Genomic DNA, 21,389 nt, shown 5'->3' on the forward strand with positions numbered 1-21,389 from the left:
GAGGACATCGAGCTGTTAGGCCGCTCTATCCCCTAGTAGTCGAGCTTCCACATGTAGCGGCGCGTCATATAGTCCTTGTGGGTGACGGCAGAGAGCGCGCGCATGTAGACGTTGTTGAGGATCGGCGCGAAGATCAGGTGGTTGAAGTATTCGCTCACGCTGTCCTTGATGTCGTTGAGGCCGAGCTCCTTGGCGTCGAGCTGATAGACGCGCTCGCCACCGTACTGGTTGACGAAGCGGATGCCGCGCTCGTCGTTGCAGCGGCTGCGGCCGACGCTGATGAGCTGGAACAGCGAAGTGCGCTTGTCCAGGATCTCGAAGGGGCCATGGAAGAAGTCGCAGGTGTTGATGGTGCAGGAGTCGATTTGCAGCATCTCCTGCACGTTGCAGATGCTAAAGACGTAGGCGGCACCAAAGAGCGGACCCTGAGCCATCACGTTGATGCAGGGCTTGTCGGCGTTCTGCTCGGCCCACTTGGCAGCAAGCGGACGGGTGTACTCGACGGCCTTGCGATAGATGGGGTCGACCAAGTCGAAGGCGGCCATGGCGGTCTCGTACTCGGCATAGCCCTCGGTCTGCTGCGTGAGCTCCATGGCGATCATGGTCACGACGGCGGAGTTGGTGCGGCCCATGCAGGACTCGTCGACGGCCAGGCTGTCGTACTGGATCTTGTAGTCGCAGACCTCGGTGAGGGCGGACTCGTCGACATAGATAGCGATGGTGCTGGCGCCGTGGTCCTTGGCCACCTGGGCGGCGACGATAGTCTCCTTGGTGCCGCGCATGGACACGACGACGGCCAAGGTGTTCTCGTTGACATAGGCGGGCGTGGCGTGCACGAACTCGTTGCTGGTGTAGCTGGAGCTCACGACCTGCGTGGCCTCGTGCTCCATAAAGTACTGGGCAGGATAGTTACCGCCGTTGGATCCGCCGGCGCCAATCCACACGACGCGCTTGATGCCGCCCTTGTCTGCCTTGTCGGCCAAAACCTGGGAGACGACATCTTTAACCTGTTCCTGAGTAGTCATCGTGCATCAGCCTTTCTTCTCGTTTGATGCTCATCACAGGCATACAAGTTACATACATGTTTTGGTTATGTCGACTAGTTGTATGCTATATTTGTCTTAGAAATTTTGCTGCTGCGGTTTTCGGTAGCTCGCTAACAGCAGTTTTATTGTTTTATTAAATACATGCTTGCTTAGGTAAGCATACAGGTTAGATATAGGTTGGCAATATGGGCGTCACATCTAAAAAGAAACTGACCCAATACGAGCGCTTGGCGGGCACGCTGCGCGATCGCATCGCTGCCGGCACGTATGCGCGCGGAGACAAGCTGCCGTCCGAGATGGAACTCATGGACGAATCGGGGCTGTCACGCAGCACCGTACGCCACGCCCTTAAGGTGCTCGTTGATGAGGGCCTGGTGCGCACCGAGCGCGGGCGGGGGGCCAGTGTGCCCGCCACCCCCCCCCTCCACGAGAACAACCTGGTGTTTTCGAGCTATACCAAGCAGGTCGAAGGCCAGGGCATGAAGCCCACCACGCGCACCGTGGACTCGGGCTTTGCCAAGGCGGCCGGCAGCATAGCTAAGTTCTTTGACGCCGCCGTGGGCAGCAAGCTCGTCAAACTTGTCCGCCTACGCTACCTGGACGACGCGCCGCTGTGCCTGGAGACCACCTACCTGCCGCCAAGCTTCGAGACGCTCATCGATCGCGATATCAACGGTTCGCTCTACGCCACGCTGCGACAGGAGTTCCATCGCGCACCGGCACAGGGGCATAAGACCTTTGAGGTGTGCTATGCCTCGCAAAATGAGGCGTTTTTGCTCAACGTTGAGCGCGGGCAGGCGCTGATCCTGATCACCGACTACGTCTACGACACCGACGGCCGACCGCTCCATGTCTCCAAGCGCATCCAACGCACCGACCGCGCCAAATACACCGAGCCCATCGGCTAACCTGCCAAAATAAACCTGTCCCTAAATGGTAGGTTTGGGGAGGTCGGGGAACCAGGTTGGTTTGGGTTGGTTGGGCGTGCGCTCGGCTAGGACCAGCTCCATCCAACACATGTCGTACCAGCGACCGAACTTTTGGGCGCAGCGGTCGAAGGCACCCACCAGGCGATACCCCATATGGGCATGGAAATCCTGACTGTTGTGCGTCAGATACTCGTCGTCCTTGTCGTGCGGCACGGCGATGAGCGCACACATGTTGGTGATGCCCATCGCGATCAGGCATTGCTTGAGCGCATCGTGCAGCTTGCGGCCCAGCCCGCCGTGGCGCACATCGCGCGCCAGGTAGATCGACGTCTCGACCGACCAGTCGTATGCCTCGCGGCTGTTGAGCGGGCTCACATAGGCATAGCCTACCGGACGCCCGTCCAGCTCCATCACCAAATACGGGTAGCGCTTGAGCGTACGCTCGATACGCCCGGCGAACTCCTCAACGCTCGGAACCTCGTATTCGCAGGTAATCGCCGTCTGGCGCACATACGGCTCATAGATGGCAAGCAACGCCGGCGCATCGTCGGGCGTCGCCAGGCGAATCGTCGGCTCGGACATTTCGGTCATACAACCCTTCCCCCTCAAAAACAAAGGCTGCCCTGCGCCAAGCTCAGGCGCAGGGCAGCCCCTTGTCACTACATCAGGCTACAGAACAGCCGCCAACGCGTCGATGTCCTCCTGCGTCGTGGCCCAGCTGGTGCAAAAGCGCACCACCGTGTGGGTCTCGTCGTACTTTTCCCAGTACTCAATCGAGGCATGCTCGCGAATGCGGGCCATGTCCTCGTTGGGCAGAATCACAAACTGCTGGTTGGTCGGCGTCTCCAAAAAGAACTGGTAGCCGCGCTCGTGCAGCACGCGACGAAGCGCCTGAGCCGTCTCGATCGCCTGGCGACCAATCTCAAAATACAGGCCGTCGGTAAAGAGCGCCTCAAACTGCACGCCCGTCAGGCGGCCTTTGGCAAGCAGCGCGCCATGCTGCTTAATACGCGGAATGGGATGAGCCGGGGCGTGCATACCGCAGAACACCACAGCCTCTCCGCAGAGCGCGCCGCACTTGGTACCGCCGACGTAGAACACGTCGCACAGCTGCGCCAGCTCGGGCAGGGTAATGTCGCACTCATCGGCCGCCAGCGCATAGGCCAGGCGGGCGCCATCCACAAACAGCGGAATCTCGCGCTTCTGGCACACTGCGTGAATCGCCGCGAGCTCGGCCTTGGAGTACAGCGTGCCGTACTCGGTCGATAGGCTCACGTACACGGCACCCGGGAACACCGTGTGCTCGTAGCTCTCGTTTTCGTAGAACACCTGGATATAGTTCTCAAGGTCCTCGGCGTGCATCTTGCCCTCGTAGCCGGGGATGGTGAGCACCTTGTGGCCGCCAAACTCGATGGCGCCCGCCTCGTGGCAGGCGACGTGGCCAGTCTCGGCAGCAACGACGCCCTCGTACGGCGCGAGCAGCATGTCGATCACCGTCGCGTTGGCCTGCGTGCCGCCCACCAGAAAAAACACGTCGGCATCGGGGGCCTGACAGGCCTCGCGGATAAGCTGCTTGGCACGCTCGGTATGTGCATCGGTACCGTATCCGGGCTGCGGCTCCATATTGGTGTCGACGAGCGCCTGCAGCACCGCCGGGTGTGCGCCGTGGGAATAATCGTTGTTAAACGCGAGCATGGCAATCCTCTCTTACCGGGTATCGGCCAGATGATTCAAACGGAGCTATTGTACGCCGCTGGGATAGGCAATGCGCGCGGCAAGGCACTCAAGTGCCAGCACCAGAGCAAAACCGCAGCTCACATCACTCAAAAAGTGCGCTCCGATCACGATGCGGCCAAACGCGACGAACGCCACAACCACAGCCGCCGTCCAAAAGACCACACGACGGCGCGACGGCTTTTCCTTAAAGGCCGCTGCGGGAAGCCCGGCGAGCATAAGGCCGATCGCCGCGTGCGCCGCGTGTCCGCTCGCAAACGACTTAAAGCCGTCCTTGACTACACCGGCGGCAATATAGGCCCGCTTGTCGGGGTTTCCGATCACCCACCACGGCTGAAACTCGAGCCCCGGCGTCACCTCGACCACGCGCATGCGCGGGCGCGACCACAGCGGCTTGACGATCACGTTGAGGATGATAGCCTGAGCGACCCACACGGCAAGCACCATGAGCGCCCAGCGTGTGAGCTCGTCGGGCTCGGTCGTGCGCGTGAGGCGATAGACGATAAGGTTGGCGACGATGGCCAGCACAAACGTCAGCACCAACTGAGCCGCGATGAGTTTGCCGCCAACCCTCAGGGACGAAACGATCTCGTAGCCGGTCAGGCCAACATTGACGAGGATGCCGAGCACGGCGAGCCATTTGCTCCCCCTGGAGTCGGGACGCACCGCGCGCACGAGCATAACGCCCGCGACGCTCGCCGTCAGCTCAAACGGCAGCTCGCCGGCCGCCTCGATAAAGCGGCCGTACACGCTGCCGATGTTGAACAGCGCGCTCGAGATCTGATAATCGAAGAAACTGCCCACGCCCAGGCAGAGGGCAAGGATAACCGCGATAGCAGCGGCATCTTTCTTATAGATGTACCCGAACATGCTTTCCTTTCGATGGAACCAGATTGCCCAAATGGGGCGTTTACGGCGTCGACCCGTTAGTCATCGTCGGACGTGCCCAGCTGCTGCAGCAGTATGAGTGCCGCGGCCACGGGGCCGGTGCCGTCGTTGGCGTCGAGACCGCGACCCAGGCCGCTGCCCGCGCCGGCGCCCGCCTTGTAGGGCACCGACAGTTTGCGGCTCTTGGGGAAGTTCACCGCGCCATAGCGGGTCTTAAGCTCATAGGCCACCTTCTTGGGAACGTCGACGCCCAAAAACGTGATGCGACCGCCGCTAAGCGTAACGCTCTCGAGCCCCAGGCGATCGCCGCGAATGCGGATTCGCGCGCGATTGAACAGGTTGAGTCCCGCCAACGGCAGCTCGCCATGCGCGGCCTCGGTCTCTTCCTGCACCTCGTCGATGCTCTCCAGGTCCTCGGCCGCCGCAAGCTTACGGTATACGAGCACGCGCTGATCCACCGCCGGCAGGTACTCCTCGGACAAGAAGTAGTCGGCCGGCAGGTTAATACCCACGCTCGCCGCCTCCACACCGGCATCGTCGTCGCCACGCGCCTCGGCCACGGCCTGACCCAGCATCTGCGTAAACAGGTCAAAGCCCACGCTCGACAGATTGCCGTGCTGCTCGGCGCCCATGAGCGAGCCGGCGCCGCGGATCTCCAGGTCGCGCATGGCGATGCGCATGCCGCTGCCCAGGTCCTGGAACTCGGAGAGTGCGGTCAGGCGTGCCGTAGCCTCCTCGGTGAGCGGCAGCTCGCCCGGGAACATAAAGTACGCGTAGGCTTGCGTGGCAGAACGGCCCACGCGGCCCTTGAGCTGGTAGAGCTGCGCCAGACCCAAGCGCTGCGAATCCTCGATGATGAGCGTGTTGGCGGTCGCGTTGTCTATGCCGCTCTCCACGATGGTCGTGGCGATGAGCACGTCGATCTTTTTGGTCGCGAACTCGATCATCACGTCCTCGACCTCGCGCGGGCTCATCTTGCCGTGCGCCACGCCCACGCGCGCCTCGGGCGCGGCCTCGTGCACGCGCGCCACGGCGTCGTCGATGGTCTTGACGCGGTTGGACACGTAGTACACCTGGCCGCCGCGGCCCACCTCCAGGCGAATCGCCGCGCTCACCACGTCGGGGTCGTACTCCCCCACGTGCACGATCACGGGGCGGCGCCCGGTCGGTGGCGTGGTGATCAGGCTCATGTCGCGCACGCCGCTCGTGGCCATCTGCATGGTTCGCGGAATAGGCGTGGCCGAAAGCGTGAGCACGTCAATCTGCTCGCGCAGGTTTTTGAGCTGCTCCTTGTGCTGCACGCCAAAGCGCTGCTCCTCGTCGATGATCACCAAACCCAGGTTCTTGGGGTTCACATCGGCCGAAAGCAGGCGGTGCGTGCCGATGAGCACGTCGATCGTGCCCTCGGCAAACGCCTTGAGCGCGCGCTTCTGCTGCGCCGGCGTGCGAAAGCGGCTGAGCACCTCGACCTCGAGGCCAAACGGGGCAAAGCGCTCAAAGAAGGTCTCGTAGTGCTGTTGGGCCAGAATGGTCGTGGGGCAGAGCACCATGACCTGACGGCCGGAGTCCACGCACTTAAACGCCGCGCGCAGGGCAACCTCGGTCTTGCCAAAGCCCACGTCGCCGCAGAGCAGGCGGTCCATGGGCTTGGGCGCCTCCATGTCGGCCTTAATATCGGCGATAGCCTCCAGCTGGTCGCGCGTCTCGTCGTAAGGAAAGCTCTCCTCCATCTCGATCTGCTCGGGCGTGTCGGGCGGGCAGGCGATACCGGTAATCGAAGAGCGGCGCGTATACAGATCGACCAGGTCAAACGCCAGCTTTTTGGCGTTCTTGCGCGCCTTGTTGGTGGCACGCGTCCAGTCGGCGGTGTTGAGCCTAGTCAGGCGCGGCTTGTCGCCGTCGGGACCAACATAGCGCGTGATGCGGTCGACCTGCTCGAGCGGCACGTAGAGCTTGTCGCCGTCGGCATATTCCAGCAAAAAGTAGTCGCGCTCCTTGCCGCCCACTTCCTGGCGCGCGATCTCGCTAAAGAGCGCGATGCCGTGGGTAGCGTGCACCACGTAGTCGCCCGGCTTAAACGGAAACGTAATCTGCGTAATGTCCACCTTACGACGGCTGCGCACGCGGTTGGCGTCCATGCGGGCATTGAGATCGGCGATCGAGAACACGGCTAGGTTGGCATCGGGCACCACCACGCCCTGCGGCAGGGCGGCATCCACAAAGGTCACGCGTCCGCGCGAGATGGTGGGTACGGCAGCACCGGCGGCAGCCTGGGCGGCACCCGCCTCGAGCGAGCGGGCGTTGAGTGCGTCGACGCGGCGCTCGCGGATCGAGGCATGGGCCTCCTTGCGGACAGCACGGTCGGCAGAATCTGCCGCTGCCACGCGTACGCGCTCGCCAATAACGCCGGCGTTTTCGGGGGCGGCCGTCAGCGACTCCTCAAAGGTAATGCCCTCGTCGCCAAAGGTGAGCTCCATCGACTCGCGCGCTCCGCGGTCGGGAATGGCAAACACGCAGGCATAGCGCTTGCCCACGACTTCCTGAACGCGCGTCATAAAGCGGTTGTCCGAGCCCGCGATAGCCGGCTGCTCAATCTTGAGCTCTGCCGTAACCGCACCGCCGGCGCGGATCAGGCTCACGTAGTTCAGGCGCTGCTGAGCACCAAAGTCGAGCTGCTGGGCGCGCACGTACAGGCCGTCCAAGCGGTCAATCCCCGCCTCGCCGGCGCGCGCCTCGATATCCTCGTAGGCACGCAGGCAGTCGTCGAACAGCGAGCGCGGCTCGGACAGAACCACAAGCGCCTTGCCGCTCACGTGCGCCAACGGGCTCACGGTCTGGCCGTACATCACCGGCAAAAAGCGGTCGAGCTCGGGTGTGACGATGCGCGCATCAACCATCTCGAGCAGCGCCGCCAGCTTGCTGTCGCTCTGGCTTGCGCGATAGAGCGCCACGTGCATGTTGTGAACGGCTTCGTCGGTAAGCGCCAACTCGCGGCACGGGAAGATTTCGATGCTGTCCTCGTTGCCGATGGTTTGGCCCGTGGAGCTCACCATACGGCGAATGCGATCAATTTCGTCGCCAAAGAACTCAATGCGCACGGGCGCTTTCTCTTGTGCGGGGAATACCTCGACGGTGTCGCCGTGCACGCGGAACAGGCCGGGTGCGTCGGCGGCGCCGGCATTGGTATAGCCCATGCCCACCAGGCGCTGCGGCACTTCGTCAAAAGGAATCTCCTCGCCCACCGCAAAGGTCGTGGACTCCCAGTAGCGGCTCTCGACTGGCGGCACGCAACGCAGCAGCGCGCGGGCCGAGGCAACCATGATGCAGTTGTCCCCGCGCACGATACGCCCCAGAGCCTCGCAGCGCTGCGCCACCACGGCATCGTCGGGCGCCTGCTCGCGCCACGGATAGTCCTTGCGCTCGGGAAAGCGGCACACGTGCGCCAGGCCCACGTAGGCGGCAAGGCTGCGCGCGGCGCGATCGGCCGCGTCCTCGCCGCTAACAATGTAGACCGTAGGGCGCGGGCGGCGCGCAAACTGAGCAGCCGCCATAAGCGTGCGGCCCGACTGCGACACGGCCAGCGTCACATCCTCGCCGGCGTCGAGCCCGGCCTCGACGGTCTGCAAGGCCTCGGCAGTGTAGAGCTGCGCGGCTATACGGTGAATGAGCATGCTGTTCCTCCGGCATCGCAACGCCAAAAGCCCGCCGGGGCAAGCTCGGCGGGTCGTGCGTCAAAAGTATTGATTATCATGGTAGCGCATGAGGTGAACACGCCAGCGCACGCCAAACAGCTACCCCAAAACGCGCATGCTCGGGCAAAGATCTGCCAGCGGGCACTCGTCGCACTTGGGCTTACGGGCATCGCAGATCTCGCGGCCAAAGGTGATCCACTGGTGGTTGACCGACTCCCAATACTCGTGCGGCAAGATCTTGAGCAGATCCTGCTCGGTCTTGAGCGGCTCTTTGGCGTGCGTCTTGGGACTCAGCATCAGACGGTGCGCGATGCGGTTGACGTGCGTATCGACCGCGATGCCCTCGACAATGCCAAACCCCACGTTGAGCACGATGTTCGCCGTCTTGCGCCCAACGCCCGGCAGCTTGACAAGCTCCTTCATGTCGGCCGGCACCTCGCCGCCGTAATCGGCGACAATCATCTGTGCGGCCTCCACGGCGTGCTTGGCTTTGCTCTTATAGAAGCCGAGCGACTTAATGGTATCTGCCACATCGGCAACGCTCGCCCCCGCCATGGCCTCGGGCGTGGGCCACTGGGCAAACAGCTTCGGCGTCACCTTGTTGACCTGCGCGTCGGTCGTCTGCGCCGAGAGCAACACCGCTATGAGCAGCCTATAGGGATTCTCGTGGTCCAAAAAACACTCAACCGGGCCATAGCGACGGTTAAGGCGCTCGCACACCTCAACGGCGCGCTCGCGCTTTGCGGCATTGGTCTCGCGTGGCATAACGACTCCTCGGATTGGCGGCATAACTTACCTATGGGCACGATTGTCCCACGTATGGGGTCTTTACGCCTCCAAAAATGCGCCGGTCTGGCGGCCCCACAAGCTCGCATACTCGCCGCCTGCCTCGACAAGCTGCGCATGCGTACCGTCCTCGACAATCTCGCCGTCCGCCAGCACCACGATGCGGTCGAGCGCCGCCACGGTGGACAGGCGATGTGCCACCACAATAGAGGTGCGGCCGCGCATCAGGTTCTCGAGCGCCTCCTGCACCAGCGCCTCGGACTCGCTATCCAGGGCAGAGGTCGCCTCGTCGAGCACCAGAATCGGCGCGTCGGTGAGGATGGCACGGGCGATGGCCACGCGCTGGCGTTGGCCGCCCGAAAGCTTAACGCCGCGCTCGCCCACCATGGTGTCAAAGCCCCGGGGCAGGCGGTCGATAAACTCCAGGGCATTGGCCAAGCGGGCCGCCTCGCGGATCTGTTCGTCGGTGGCATCGGGGCGGCCGTAGGCGATGTTCTCGCGAATGGAGCGGTGAAACAGCAGCGCCTCCTGCGGCACGTAGGCAACCTGGCGACGCAGGCTCTGCTGCGTGCAGCGCGAGACATCCTGACCGTCCACGAGTACGCGACCGCCCTGTACGTCGTCCAGGCGCAGCAGCAACTTGGTGAGCGTCGTCTTGCCCGAGCCCGATTTGCCCACCAGGCCCACGCGCTGACCCGCCGCCACATGGAGCGTCAGGTCGTCGAACACGCTCTCGCCCGCCGCGGCGTCGCGGTATGCAAAGCTCAGGTGCTCAAAATCAATCGCGCCCTCGCCCACCTTGAGCTCGGGAGCGTTCTCGTCGTCTGCCACCAGACGCGGCTCGTCCAGCACGCGCGTCATCTCGGCCGCATCGCCCAGCGCGCGGTTGATGCGCTGCATCATGGAGCTTACGTAGTTCAGGCGCATGGTGAGGTTGTACGTATAGGTAAAGATCATGACGAGCGCGCCGGCAGAGATGCCAAACCACGCGTTACCGCCCGCGACGAACACGCTCACCACGGCCATGGTAATGACGATAAGGCCCGAGGTCGTAAAGTTGCGCTGCATCATGGCGTGCATCGAAACCGTTTCGGCGTCGCGCGCGGCGCGGTCGGCAGCATCGAACAGGTCGCGCTCAAAGTCTTCGCGCCCGCAGGTCTTGACGGCCAGGATGTTCGTGACCGCGTCGGAAAGCACGCCCGACAGCTTGTTCTGCGCGGCGGACGTCGCGGCCGAAAGCGGCATGATGCGCTTGTACATAAGCCAGACAAACGCAATGTAGACGACCATGATGCCCACCAGGATCACGGTAAACGTCGGCACCACCGGGGCGAGCGCCGCCACCGTGCAGATAACCGAGGTGATAGTGGGAATGAGCGAATACACCGTCACGTCCACCAGCCCCGTGTAGCCGCTCATAAAACGGCTCGTCTGGCTCACAAGCGATCCGCCAAAACGGCTGGTGTGGAATGTCATGGATTGATTGGAGAGCGTGTCGAAGCACAGGCGCGCCAAGTGATAGTTACCCGCAATCTCGAGCTTGTAGACGGTGTAGTCCTGCAGCTTGGAGAGGATCTGGCCTACCAGGTTAACGAGCACGAGCGCCAGAATGTAGGGGCCAAAGACCTCAAACACCCGGTCGCCCGCCACGGGGCCGGCCTGGACGCGGTCGACGATAAGCGCCATCACGTAGGTGTTGGCAAACGTGAGCAAAAAGATGTAGCCCGCTGACGAGAGCACCGAGAGAAAGACGATCAGCGGCTGCGTGCGCGTGACGCCCCAAAAACGCTGTAGCGTGCGGCGCACGGTTGAGCGTTTGAGCGGACTGGTGCTTCTCTGTGACATGGGCTTCCTTTCACATCTGGCGGGGCTAAACGTCATTGTTGCATACTAAAGCGCACTTCAGGCAAGCACGATGCGAAAAGCAGCGGGGTGCCCGCGTTTGCGCCGGCGCCCCACCGTCTTGTTGTAATTATTCCTCGTCTTCTTGATCTGTGAGAAGGCCCGCGGGCGTGAGTCCCAAGATCTCATCAGCTTGGTCGGCGTCTTCCAGCGCGTCGATGTCCTTGAGCTTGCGCTCCATGACGTTGGTGCGCGTGGTGATGATGCCCTCGACCGTCTTTCCCGCGGTCTCGATCTGCTGCTGGGCGCGGCGCAGCGCCGCCTGATAGCGCGGCAGCTCGGCCTTGACGGCAGAAAGCACGCGCAGCACGTCATCGGTGCGTTTTTGCAGCCTAAACGTTTGGTAGCTCATCTGCAGGCTGTTGAGGATAGCCGCCATGGTGCTAGGGCCGGCAACGTTGACGTGATAGTCGCGGCCCAGGGTCTCGATAAGTCCCGGACGACTGACAACCTCGGCGTACAGCCCCTCAAACGGCACGAACATAATGCCAAAGTTGGTCGTTGCCGGCACACTCAGGTACTTTTCGCAGATGTCCTTGGCCTCGCGCTTGACCATGGCGTCGAGCGTCTTACGCGCAGCGGCGACGGCCTCAGCGTCACCCGACTCCTGGGCGTCGAGCAGATGCTCATATGCGTCACCCGGGAATTTGGAGTCGATCGGCAGCAGCACGGGATCGTCCTCGTCTACCGGCAGCTTGACGGCAAACTCAACGCGCTCCGAGGCACCGGGCTTGGTGGCGACGTTTTCCAGATACTGGTCGGGTGTAAGGATGTCCGCCAGGATTGCACCCAGCTGCACCTCGCCCAAAATGCCACGCGCTTTTACGTTGCCCAGCACGCGCTTAAGGTCGCCCACGCCGGTGGCGATGGACTGCATATCGCCCAGGCCCTTGTACACAGCCTCGAGCTGGTCGCTCACCTGCTTAAACGATGCCGACAGGCGATCGTTGAGCGTGCGGGAGAGCTTCTCGTCCACCGTCGCGCGCATCTGATCGAGTTGCACGTTGTTGTCTTTGCGGATAGCACCCAGCTGGGCATCGACCGTCTCGCGCACCTTGTCCAGGCGGTGCTCGATGCCCTCGCGGTTGGCACCGAGTTGTTGGGCCGTCTCGCGGCGCAGGTCATCCATCCGGTCACCAGCTTGCGAAAACTCGCGTGCGATGTTCAGGTAACGTTGCTGCTCCACGGCCGCATCTGTCGTCTGCTGCTGCGCGATGGCATTGGCCGTGCGGCGGGTTTCTGCCAACGCGACGTTCAGGGCATCGAGCGCGTTGTTGGCCTGCTCGAGTGCCGCCAGCGCCTCCGCACCGCCATCGCTGCGCTCTCGCAGCTCGGCGCGAAGGCCCTTGAGCTGCAGGGCGCAAGCCACAGCCACTCCAACCGCTACCAAGGCGATCACGACCAGCACAATATCAACAGCAGACATAGACTCCGCCCAACAGACCCAATCGATCATCAATCAAAACCGCGATCAATCTTACCCCGCCACACGCACCGGGCGCCCGGCCCCTTCTTGGGCGCCCCTCTCCTCCGCATATTCCATAATGCGGCGCGCCGTCTCCCTGCTCACCTTTGAGTCATCGCCGGCTAAGTATGCGTACACGTTTCCCTTATTCAGATTCAAATCGCGGCAGAGACCGTAGCGCGTTACGCCCGATTCCCCTAGCGCTCCCAACGTTCTTTTTCGCATCAGAGCGTTGATCCTTCTGTCCGCCACTGGCTTTTCCTTCACCGCTCTATACGCACGCCAAACGTTGGCATAACGATTAGGGAGTTTGTCCTCGGCGCATAGAGATGCCAGGCTACCCGTTTGGGCGTACAAGGACAAAACGCCTCGGTAACCCTCTTCCATCCACGAACCCTCGGATAAGCCCAGAACGTATTCGGCTTTACCCTGCGCCAAAGCGAGCAAAAACAGGGGCTCCGCCACGCGCGGCGCAACCGTCGTCGCCTGCTTAACCAGTTTTCTAAAACTGAGCGACTGCTGTCCGGATAGCTCTCGGCAATAGCCTTTTAAGAATCCCTCAAAGGTCAGATTCAACCGAGCACCTCCTTTTTGTATTGTCTGTATGCGCAGACCATCTCTTGATAACTCCGCTCCGAAGGCGACGACGCCAGCGCCTCGCCCTCGTCGAATATAAGCCGTTCGAGCAGTCCCCAATCAAGTCGGTCGACGAATGCCTGGCTATGAAGATCGACGATGTCGTTCGGACGGTAGGCATAGAGCTTCATTACCGCCAGGTCTTCTAAGGATGGCGTAAAGTACCTGATAAAACGTGCCCCAATATCCAAGGGAATCAAACGATCTTCGTAATTGAATGGCATCTGATTACAATATGCCACCGCCATACCATTCACCTCGGGATATCGAGCTATGATCTCGCGGAGGCACCTGTCTGCCTCAAACACATCAATGTCATGTGTAACCGACCGATTCGTCACATCGTTAAGCATGAAGGCGCTCCCTCCCACCAATACAACGCTCGGTCTATCGTCTCTTGGACCTATTTCTAGCTCCGCCTCCTCGTCAATACCCAAAAGAATCTGCTCTAAATCCTGCTTATGCATAGCAAATCCTATTATTAATCATCATCAATAATACTATTCAGTCGCACGACAGGACCCACAGGATGCAAGAATTCTACTCGTGGCGATAATCCCTGCACCCTAGAAGTCCTAATGTGACAAACGCTAACTCTCCCAGCCGGCGCGGATGGTTGTTACGACATCGCCCAGGCGCTGGCCGAGAGCTGTCAAATGTTGGAGCACTTCGCTGGGCGAGGCGCCGTTGAGAATGCAGGTGAGGGCATATGAGGCCAAGAAGATTGCCGCGAGTCCCAACGGGATCAGCACGATCATCGCCAGCGTACGCAGGCGCTGGGCCCAGCGACGGCGACGCGCACGACGCTTGTCGAACGCAAGCTCCTGCGCATATGAATCTTGCTGTACGGAATAGGCTCCTGGGTCCACCTCACCCGCAGACGATACCGCGGGCGCGGCGTTTTGCGCAGGAGGCTGGACGGCTGCCCCTTGCATTTGCATCTCCATAAGCCGCTGCTGTTGGCGCAGCATGCGCTCGGCTTGTTGCTGCGGGGTCTCAAGAAACAGATCCATGTTGGCCTCCTCAATAGGAGCATTCGATGCTTGCGCCCAGCATCCCGCACCATCGCGGCCGCGGCAACGAAATCCGCGGCAATAGCCGCAAAGATTCTTTTGTCAGAAAACTGTCGAAAAGTTCAACAACTCCCCTACCAGCACTTTCTTTGAGCTTTTTTCGCCAGCAATCTTTTGCCCTTTTGCCCTTGCGCCATCCGACCAAAACCTAACCAAAAGCTTGACGGAAATTGTGAAGACAGGGACCCCAAACAAAACGTGCCGCCCCAAAAGGGGCGGCACACAAACTTCTTATCAGCTTTTCTGTAGCGAGCACGCGACGGCCCGAAGCCGGAGCGCAGCCAGCGCCACGCGCTAGTAGTTCACCACCTGCTCCTCAAAGTACGCCTTGGGATGGTTGCAAACCGGGCACACCTCGGGCGCCTTGGCACCAACATGCAGGTGCCCGCAGTTCAGGCACTTCCACACCTTTACGCCCTCGCGCTCAAACACCTCGCCCGATTCAATGCGCTCGACGAGCTTGTTATAGCGCTCCTCGTGAGCCTTCTCGACAGCGCCAACGCCACGGAACTTCGCGGCGATCTCGGCAAAACCCTCCTCTTCGGCGGTCTTGGCGAACTCATCATACATCGTGGTCCACTCGTAGTTCTCGCCCGCGGCGGCATCGCGCAGGTTGTCCAGCGTATCCGGAACAGCACCGTCGTGCAGGTACTTAAACCACAGCTTGGCATGCTCGGACTCGTTGCCCGCCGTCTCTGCAAAGATATTCGAAATCTGAACGTAGCCGTCCTTTTTGGCCTTGGATGCATAGTAACGATACTTGGTGTGCGCCTGGGACTCACCGGCAAAAGCGGTCTCGAGGTTCTTCTTGGTTTGAGAATTCTCAAAATCCATAGGTGTACTTCCCTTCAATACGCGCCGCCCACAGACTTTGAGCGGCATTGTCTTTAGGATACCCTCATGCCGAGAATCTAAACCTTACTATCCTGTTCTGCAAATTCGCGTCATCACACACTCAGCCAGCGCTCGCCTTCGGCACGACAAAAGCCTTCGCGCTCCAGGTCGGCAAGAATGCCCGCAATAAAATCGCAACCAACCGGTTCGCGACCCGCTGCGGCCTCCATCTTGTTAACGCCTGCAACAGCTTCAACAAGCGTTATGCCCGCCGGCTGTCCGTCGCGAGCTGCAAGCAGCATGCGCACGATATGGGCACGCTTTTGCCGACGCGAGCCCTCAAACTTGGACTGGCGGCTGTAGCCCGCCGAGCGCCTAGACGGATTGGGCAGCGTCTTTTTAAGATACGCGCCGTAATCCAGCAGCGCGTAATACCACGCGCGCGGCGTATCGGCATCGTCGAGCGGCACGGCAAAGGGAGCGACCTCATCCGCCGCCGCACCGGGCGCCGCCGGGCAGGCCGCCTGAATCAACGGCACCAGCTCGCGGTCGGGAACAGACGGAACGTCAGGAAAAAAGTGATGCAGAAAGACCGTGCGCACATTGGTCTCCAGGTACACTCCCGGAAGATCAAACGCAAACGACCGAATGCCCTGCGCCGTTGCGGGCCCAATACCGGGCAGCGCGACCAGGTCGCGTGTATCACGCGGAAACTCCCCATCCCAGTCCTCCACGAGTCGCTGCGCGGCCTTATGGAGCGCCAAAGCACGGCGGTTGTAGCCCATGCCCTGCCAAGCGTCCAAAACATCAGAAGGAGCGGCCTGGGCGAGAGAATGCACGGTCGGAAAGCGGTCGAGCCATGCCGGCATGCGCGTCTCTACGCGTGGAACCTGCGTCTGCTGCAGCATGACCTCGGAAAGCCAGATGATGTACGGGTCGCGTGTGCGGCGCCACGGAAGGTCGCGATAACGCAGAACCCCTTCCGAACGAATCATCGAACGAAAGGGGTCCTGAATCATAGCTATACTCCTTATGCGGCGCTACTCCTCCCGGCAAGCACACGCGCAAACGGCATACTCGGGAAAGGCGTCGCGGTCGGCGAACTTGGGATCGACGGCGGGGAACTGGCGGCGAGCGACGACATCGTCCAGCGAAACGGAATCGAGGTAGTCACGCATCAGCGCCTGGGCCCCAGCCCACAGGGGATGATAGCAGCACGTGCCCCTGCGCGCACAGTCGCCATCGAGCGCCGTGCAATCATTCATAACCATAGGGCCTTGAACGGCCTCGACGACCTGACGGATAGTGACCTCGCTCGGGTTGACCTTAAGACGCATACCGCCGTGGACGCCACGCAGGCTCTCCACAATACCGGCCTGAACCAAACCGTGTTGGATCGAACGGGCAAACGAATACGGAACATTGACCTCTTCGGCAGCAGTGCGAACAGAAAGCAACCGCTCCGGCTCCTCGGCAAGCATCGCAAGCATGCGGAGGGCATAATCAGTCTTCCTCGATATGTCCATGTTTCCCCTTTCAAGGAATACGAACAGCTCGAACGGGCTCCGGGGCCGAGCTTACGTCGAGACGCTAAATAACCGCCGGGACAACCAAATAGTGAATTAGATGTCCGCTGAAGGTCGAATCCAAAGCAAATTGCATCAGATTAGACCTGCAGTGGAATTTAGTATAACCTAACCCCCTGTTTCATTGAACGAGTGTTGCGCAACAAACCCCCCTTGTTTAAACCGATATACTTAATTCTTTTCCGCATCTCGGAAGCAAGGGGCTGAATGAAAGGGACGGCCGAGCGGTTGTCCTATTAAACGCAAAAAGCCACGTCCGAAGACGTGGCTTTAATTGCGTTGGCGGGAAGTACGGGGCTCGAACCCGCGACCTCCGACGTGACAGGCCGGCGCTCTAACCAAACTGAGCTAACTCCCCAGGCAGTCGTTCGCGTTTGTTTCCGCTCGCGTGCGCTGCGGGGATTAGTATACACAGAAGTCTGTTCGCCGCGCAACAACTTTTTTGAAAATATTTTTTGGGCCCTCCGGGAGGGTCTCCGGGGCCGGCTGGCGCGGGTTAAGTTTGCTGCTCTACAGTCCTACGCAAGACGGAAAGCACATTAAGTGCTTTCCTTTGCGTGCGGAACTCGCGACAAACTTAACCCGCGCCAGCCGGCCCCGGAGACCCTCCCTGCCGTCACTATGTTCAACCAGTTTTGCGGGCGTGCGCCGCTGCGCGGCTAGCCCGCGTGCTCCTCGGCGGGGTTGGTCTGATTGTTCTTGTTGAAGCTCGGCCTTTGGCTCAAATGGAAACGGGGGATGCATTGTGCATCCCCCGTTTTTGTTGCGGTTAGTCTAAGTCAATAAACTTGACGCTTAAGACCTTGCCGTCTTTGACGAGCATTCTGGCCATGGTGGGGCCTCGGGTGCCTCTGGGGTAGCTAGCACTGCCGGGGTTGAGGACTAGACAGCGGCCCACCTGGGCCTCTTTGGTTACGTGAGTGTGACCGTTGATGGCTACGTCCACGGATCCCACCGGGAGGTCTTCGCGGTAGTGGGCTACGGCAAACTTAAGGCCCTCGTAGCTAAAGAGCGCCAGACGGTCCACTTCGGGGCCGTAATCACGGTAGTAGTCGTTATTGCCCAGAACCGCTCGCACGGGGGCGATGGTTCGCAGATGTTCGTAGTCCATCTCCGACGTAAGATCGCCGGCATGGATAATCAGGTCCGCGCCGCTCAACTCATCTAAAAGCGCGGGCGACAGATAACCGTGGGTGTCCGAGATGATGTCGATACGCTTGGCGCTTGCACTGTTCATGGGATCCCTTCCGCAAAACGATTTGGTGCATTCATACAAAAAGCCCCGCGGCTCCGCAGACGATTTTGGTCTACAGGGCTGCGGGGCCGGTGTGCTAGAGGCTCAGGGCCTTCTTGAGCGGTACGACGCGACGGCGCGAAACCGGTACGCGTTCGTCGACGCCCGTAATGCCCAGCTGGATAGCGCCCGAGGGAACCGTCTCGACGTCGGTAACACACGCCAGGTTAACGATATAGCGGCGGTGAACGCGGAAAAAGCCAAAATCACAGAGCTTGGCCTCGAACTGTGCCAGCGAGGTCGTCGACAAAAAACGGTCGTCGACGGTATAGATACAGGAGTAATCGTCCTTGGCCATAATGAAGCGAATGTCGTCCACGGGGATGAGCACCTTGCGGCCGCCCTTCTCCACCGGGATGCGCTCGATGGTCACCTTGCTGTCCGCAACGGGCTTCGTGCGCTGCATGACCTTCTCGATTGCACGATCCAGGCGGGCTTCCTCTACCGGCTTCATCAGATAGTCGACGGCATCCACATCAAACGCCTCAACCGCATGATCGCTGTACGCGGTCACAAACACGATCGCCGGCGGATTCTTAAGCTTATGCAGCGCCTCGGCAAGTTGCAGACCCGAAGCGCCAGGCATCGAAATATCGAGGAACACGACATCAACGCGACTCTCCATAAGCATCTCGATGGCGGAGCGAACGCTCGACGCTTCTGTGATCGTGCCGATCTTGCCCGTCTGCTCGAGCAAGAAGCGAAGTTCCGAACGGGCCGGGGCCTCATCATCCACAATCATCGCACGCAGCATGGGGATAAAACCTTTCGTCAACTAACTACGTCGGGCATACGCCAACCGGCGTTAAGCCCGTGACCAATTATTCTACTCTTGAATGTCGAAGATGCTCTCCGACAAATCGAGATGTAGGAGCACTTTAGCGCCCTTACCCGGCGCCGATTCGACGCGCGTATAGGAGTGCGGCCCATAAAAGCGATGAATGCGCTCCGAAATATTGTGCATGGCAACGCCGGCGCCGCCACCCTGCGGGGAGCTGGCGTCGGGGCGGGCAGAGCGCTCGTCAAACAGTCTGGCAGCGATGCCCTCGTCCATGCCCACACCGTCATCGGCCACCGAAATCAAAATCGCATCGTCACCATCCCTGCGCACCGTCACGTCAATCTTCAGCGCACTGGCATCACCCATGCCGTGACGCACGGCGTTCTCGACAATCGGTTGGATCACAAATGCCGGAACCAGCGTGTCCTCGACGTCCTCGGACACGTCAAAGGTCGCCAGCACGCGATCCTCGCCAAAGCGCGCCTTCTCAAACGTCAGGTAGCGCTTGGTCTGTGCGACCTCGCGCGACACGGGAATGAGGGAGCCCGAATTGTCGAGCGTTGCGCGATAGAACGAGGAGAACTCGCGCAGCAGCTCGCGGGCGCGCAGCGGGTCGGTACGCGTAAACGATGCGATGGTGTTGAGCGTGTTGAACAGGAAGTGCGGGTTAATCTGCGCCTGCAGGGCACGCACCTCGGCACGGGCCGTGAGCTCCTTTTGCACCTCGAGCTCGTGAATGGCGAGCTGCGTGGACAGGATTTCGGCAAAACCCGAGGCGAGCGCATACTGGGTACGGTCGACGGCACGCGGGGTCTTGTAATAGAACTTGAGCGTGCCGACGGTGCGGTCGCCCACCTTGATGGGTGCGATGATGCCAGCGGGGACCTGGTTGTGTGAGCCATCCGAACCCACCACGTCCACCACGCGGTTGAACGACTGGACGATACCGTGTTCGATGACGTAGCGCGTGGCGAGCGTATGAATGGGAGAATTGGGCAGCAGCTTTTCCTCAAACTCGCCCGCGCAGGCCAGTACGTTGCTCTCGTCGGTAACGGCAACTGTCATGGCGCGTGTCTCGGGCAAAATGCGCTGGCACACCAGACGTGCTGACTCCTGCGTCAGACCGCCTTTAATGTCCTCGAGCATGGCCGAGGCCACCGAGAGCGTCTCCTCGGTGTACTGCGAGCGAACCGAATCGGGATTGAGCGTCAAAAAGATAAAGATACACAGGAAGATGCATAGCAGCGCACAGGCGACCACGGTCGCGATTGGCTCGATTCCAGTCGCCAGGGCAAAAACAAAGTACACCAGCACACAAATGGCGCAGGATACGGCAATGATGCGAAAGATTGACATTGAACTATCGCGCTGGGCGCGGCGGTCGATCATTCAGTCCCCTCCAGGATGCTGGTCAGCTGGGCGTCACGCCAGAGCCCATCCATAATCTTGGGCCAGAAGCTCTGGAAACGCAGGTAGCTTGCGGCGTTTTGGCGTGCGTAGGTCCTGGCCTCGTCAATACCGTGGCGCCAAATGCGTAGGTATCCCTCGTGCTCGCGGGTAAACATGCTGCGGACCATGGCAGTCTTACGCACGCGATCGTCAAGCTCGCGCGAAATCCACGGGCCCGGATAGGGCATGAGAGACGCGGCTGTAACGGGAATGAGCTCTTTCTGATGCGCGGCAAACGTTAGCTTGGCACGTTCGTAGTACCAACGGTACACGTCCTGCATAAAGCGCGGCGAGCGTTTCTCGGACTCGGGCGGCAGATGGCGCACGGTCCACTCGTTATCAAACCATACGTCGTAGCCAAACATGCGCATATTAAAGAGGTAGTCCAGGTCCTCGCCACGAGTGATAAACGGGTCAAATGCCACGCGGGTAAAGGCGCGGGCATGGAGGGCCATAAGGCCGCCGCACACATAGTTTGAACGCGAAATACGGGTGCCCGAGAGCGCCTTTTTCATCCAGCGATTGAACTCAATACGCTTGGTCCACCAACGGTGGCAGATGCCCACCTTGTCCGTGGGGGCCAGCGGCGATCCGTCTCGATCGTAAAAGTAGCCGCTCTTAACCAAGATTGGCAGGCCCTGACGCGTCTGCTGCCCCAACGCGTAAGTCGCGCGTTTCATAAAGTCGGCATCGATGACAGTCTCGTCGTCATCCAAAAAGATGACGGCATCGTGACCCAGCACGGCGGCACAGGCAAGTCCCATATTGCGGATGGCGCCATAGCCGCGCAGGCTCACGCATTCTCCCGAACCCTTGGGCGCAATCTGCGCTACGCGGTCGGCGATACGCGATGCCTGGGTATTGGTGACTACGGTAACTTTGAGCGTAGGGTGCGCCTCGACGATTTCGCGTACGCGCTTCGACACATCCGCCGTGGCCGAGATGGGACAGACCACCAAAAGGATGATTCGCGGAATATCGCGTACCTGCTCGAGCGAAGCAAGACAGTGATCGAGCTCGGGATTGGCGGCGTTGAGATTCGTCGAGTGGTCATAGACACCGGGAGCGTTTGCATGGGCATCATCGCCCGCCCAATATGTTGGAATCACAACCGTGGCGTTCATGCCTTCCCTCCCTGCAACACAAAAACGAGGCGCCGCCAAACACAGGCGACGCCCCGCGACCTAGCTGATTCCATCATACCCACTTGGGCAAATCATTGCTCGCAAGTCGCAATGTTTATTGCGGATAACCCCAAAAGAGTACCGCAGACAGGCACAATAGCCGCCCGCTC

Annotated in this window: 20 protein-coding genes and 1 tRNA gene; 2 read left to right on the forward strand and 19 right to left on the reverse strand. The window is 60.6% G+C overall.

All coding sequences use genetic code 11. The annotated features are described in order from the left end of the window. Window positions 1–32 precede the first annotated feature (32 nt). The gene (locus ACTNB2_RS02975) at window positions 33–1,025 is read right to left on the reverse strand and encodes an SIS domain-containing protein (protein WP_117648180.1); all 993 of its coding nucleotides are present in this window, start codon (window positions 1,023–1,025) and stop codon (window positions 33–35) included. Between the two features lie 206 nt (window positions 1,026–1,231). On the opposite strand from ACTNB2_RS02975, the gene ACTNB2_RS02980 reads away from it, so the two are divergent. Further along, complete coding sequence (locus ACTNB2_RS02980; protein ID WP_441045709.1) at window positions 1,232–1,954, forward strand: GntR family transcriptional regulator; 723 nt, start codon at window positions 1,232–1,234, stop codon at window positions 1,952–1,954. Between the two features lie 21 nt (window positions 1,955–1,975). Here the strand turns inward: ACTNB2_RS02980 and ACTNB2_RS02985 are convergent, their stop codons facing one another. The 10 genes from ACTNB2_RS02985 to ACTNB2_RS03030 form a co-directional block, all read right to left on the reverse strand. Next, window positions 1,976–2,566, reverse strand: a complete 591-nt coding sequence (locus tag ACTNB2_RS02985; RefSeq protein ID WP_118238204.1) for a GNAT family N-acetyltransferase — start codon at window positions 2,564–2,566, stop codon at window positions 1,976–1,978. Between the two features lie 78 nt (window positions 2,567–2,644). Continuing rightward, entirely contained in the window at window positions 2,645–3,670 is a 1,026-nt protein-coding gene (locus tag ACTNB2_RS02990; RefSeq protein ID WP_441042289.1) for a threonine aldolase family protein, read from the reverse strand. A gap of 45 nt (window positions 3,671–3,715) precedes the next feature. Next, complete coding sequence (locus tag ACTNB2_RS02995; RefSeq protein WP_441042291.1) at window positions 3,716–4,579, reverse strand: phosphatase PAP2 family protein; 864 nt, start codon at window positions 4,577–4,579, stop codon at window positions 3,716–3,718. A gap of 56 nt (window positions 4,580–4,635) precedes the next feature. Then, window positions 4,636–8,268 carry a transcription-repair coupling factor gene (gene mfd, locus ACTNB2_RS03000; RefSeq protein ID WP_441042293.1) on the reverse strand — a complete coding sequence of 1,211 codons (3,633 nt, stop codon included), beginning with the start codon at window positions 8,266–8,268 and terminating at the stop codon, window positions 4,636–4,638. A gap of 120 nt (window positions 8,269–8,388) precedes the next feature. Beyond that, complete coding sequence (gene nth, locus ACTNB2_RS03005; RefSeq protein ID WP_427719497.1) at window positions 8,389–9,054, reverse strand: endonuclease III; 666 nt, start codon at window positions 9,052–9,054, stop codon at window positions 8,389–8,391. Between the two features lie 63 nt (window positions 9,055–9,117). After that, complete coding sequence (locus ACTNB2_RS03010; protein ID WP_441042295.1) at window positions 9,118–10,920, reverse strand: ABC transporter ATP-binding protein; 1,803 nt, start codon at window positions 10,918–10,920, stop codon at window positions 9,118–9,120. Window positions 10,921–11,047: 127 nt separating this feature from the next. Further along, window positions 11,048–12,403, reverse strand: a complete 1,356-nt coding sequence (locus ACTNB2_RS03015; protein ID WP_441041721.1) for a DNA recombination protein RmuC — start codon at window positions 12,401–12,403, stop codon at window positions 11,048–11,050. Window positions 12,404–12,454: 51 nt separating this feature from the next. Next, entirely contained in the window at window positions 12,455–13,018 is a 564-nt protein-coding gene (locus ACTNB2_RS03020) for a hypothetical protein (RefSeq protein ID WP_427719501.1), read from the reverse strand. After that, the gene (locus tag ACTNB2_RS03025) at window positions 13,015–13,545 is read right to left on the reverse strand and encodes a DUF6036 family nucleotidyltransferase (protein WP_441041723.1); all 531 of its coding nucleotides are present in this window, start codon (window positions 13,543–13,545) and stop codon (window positions 13,015–13,017) included. Before ACTNB2_RS03025 ends, ACTNB2_RS03020 begins: the two co-directional genes overlap by 4 nt. 123 nt (window positions 13,546–13,668) lie before the next feature. After that, window positions 13,669–14,091, reverse strand: coding sequence for a hypothetical protein (locus ACTNB2_RS03030; protein ID WP_154518493.1), 423 nt, complete (start codon window positions 14,089–14,091; stop codon window positions 13,669–13,671). 26 nt (window positions 14,092–14,117) lie between these two features. Here ACTNB2_RS03030 and ACTNB2_RS03035 point away from each other — a divergent pair, with 26 nt between their 5' ends. Then, window positions 14,118–14,303 (forward strand): hypothetical protein, encoded by a 186-nt coding sequence (locus ACTNB2_RS03035; protein WP_441041724.1) that lies wholly within the window; start codon window positions 14,118–14,120, stop codon window positions 14,301–14,303. 142 nt (window positions 14,304–14,445) lie between these two features. Here the strand turns inward: ACTNB2_RS03035 and rbr are convergent, their stop codons facing one another. The 8 genes from rbr to ACTNB2_RS03075 form a co-directional block, all read right to left on the reverse strand. Further along, window positions 14,446–14,985, reverse strand: coding sequence for a rubrerythrin (gene rbr, locus ACTNB2_RS03040; protein WP_154518486.1), 540 nt, complete (start codon window positions 14,983–14,985; stop codon window positions 14,446–14,448). A 113-nt stretch (window positions 14,986–15,098) separates the two neighbouring features. Beyond that, the gene (locus ACTNB2_RS03045; protein WP_427719505.1) at window positions 15,099–16,004 is read right to left on the reverse strand and encodes an adenine glycosylase; all 906 of its coding nucleotides are present in this window, start codon (window positions 16,002–16,004) and stop codon (window positions 15,099–15,101) included. A 21-nt stretch (window positions 16,005–16,025) separates the two neighbouring features. Continuing rightward, the gene (locus tag ACTNB2_RS03050; RefSeq protein ID WP_154518481.1) at window positions 16,026–16,511 is read right to left on the reverse strand and encodes an RrF2 family transcriptional regulator; all 486 of its coding nucleotides are present in this window, start codon (window positions 16,509–16,511) and stop codon (window positions 16,026–16,028) included. A 340-nt stretch (window positions 16,512–16,851) separates the two neighbouring features. Next, window positions 16,852–16,929: transfer RNA gene (locus ACTNB2_RS03055), tRNA-Asp, on the reverse strand. Between the two features lie 411 nt (window positions 16,930–17,340). Next, a complete protein-coding gene (locus ACTNB2_RS03060) occupies window positions 17,341–17,808 on the reverse strand; it encodes a YfcE family phosphodiesterase (RefSeq protein WP_154518649.1) in 468 nt (155 codons plus the stop codon). Window positions 17,809–17,902: 94 nt separating this feature from the next. After that, a complete protein-coding gene (locus ACTNB2_RS03065) occupies window positions 17,903–18,619 on the reverse strand; it encodes a LytR/AlgR family response regulator transcription factor (protein ID WP_154518646.1) in 717 nt (238 codons plus the stop codon). 72 nt (window positions 18,620–18,691) lie between these two features. Next, window positions 18,692–20,035: a histidine kinase gene (locus ACTNB2_RS03070; RefSeq protein ID WP_441041725.1), complete on the reverse strand. Its 1,344-nt coding sequence runs from the start codon at window positions 20,033–20,035 to the stop codon at window positions 18,692–18,694. Next, complete coding sequence (locus tag ACTNB2_RS03075) at window positions 20,032–21,219, reverse strand: glycosyltransferase (protein ID WP_441041727.1); 1,188 nt, start codon at window positions 21,217–21,219, stop codon at window positions 20,032–20,034. Before ACTNB2_RS03075 ends, ACTNB2_RS03070 begins: the two co-directional genes overlap by 4 nt. Window positions 21,220–21,389: the final 170 nt, after the last annotated feature.

Origin of the sequence: Collinsella sp. HCP28S3_G2 (assembly GCF_052065125.1) — a bacterium.
In the GTDB taxonomy this organism is placed as follows: Bacteria; Actinomycetota; Coriobacteriia; order Coriobacteriales; family Coriobacteriaceae; genus Collinsella.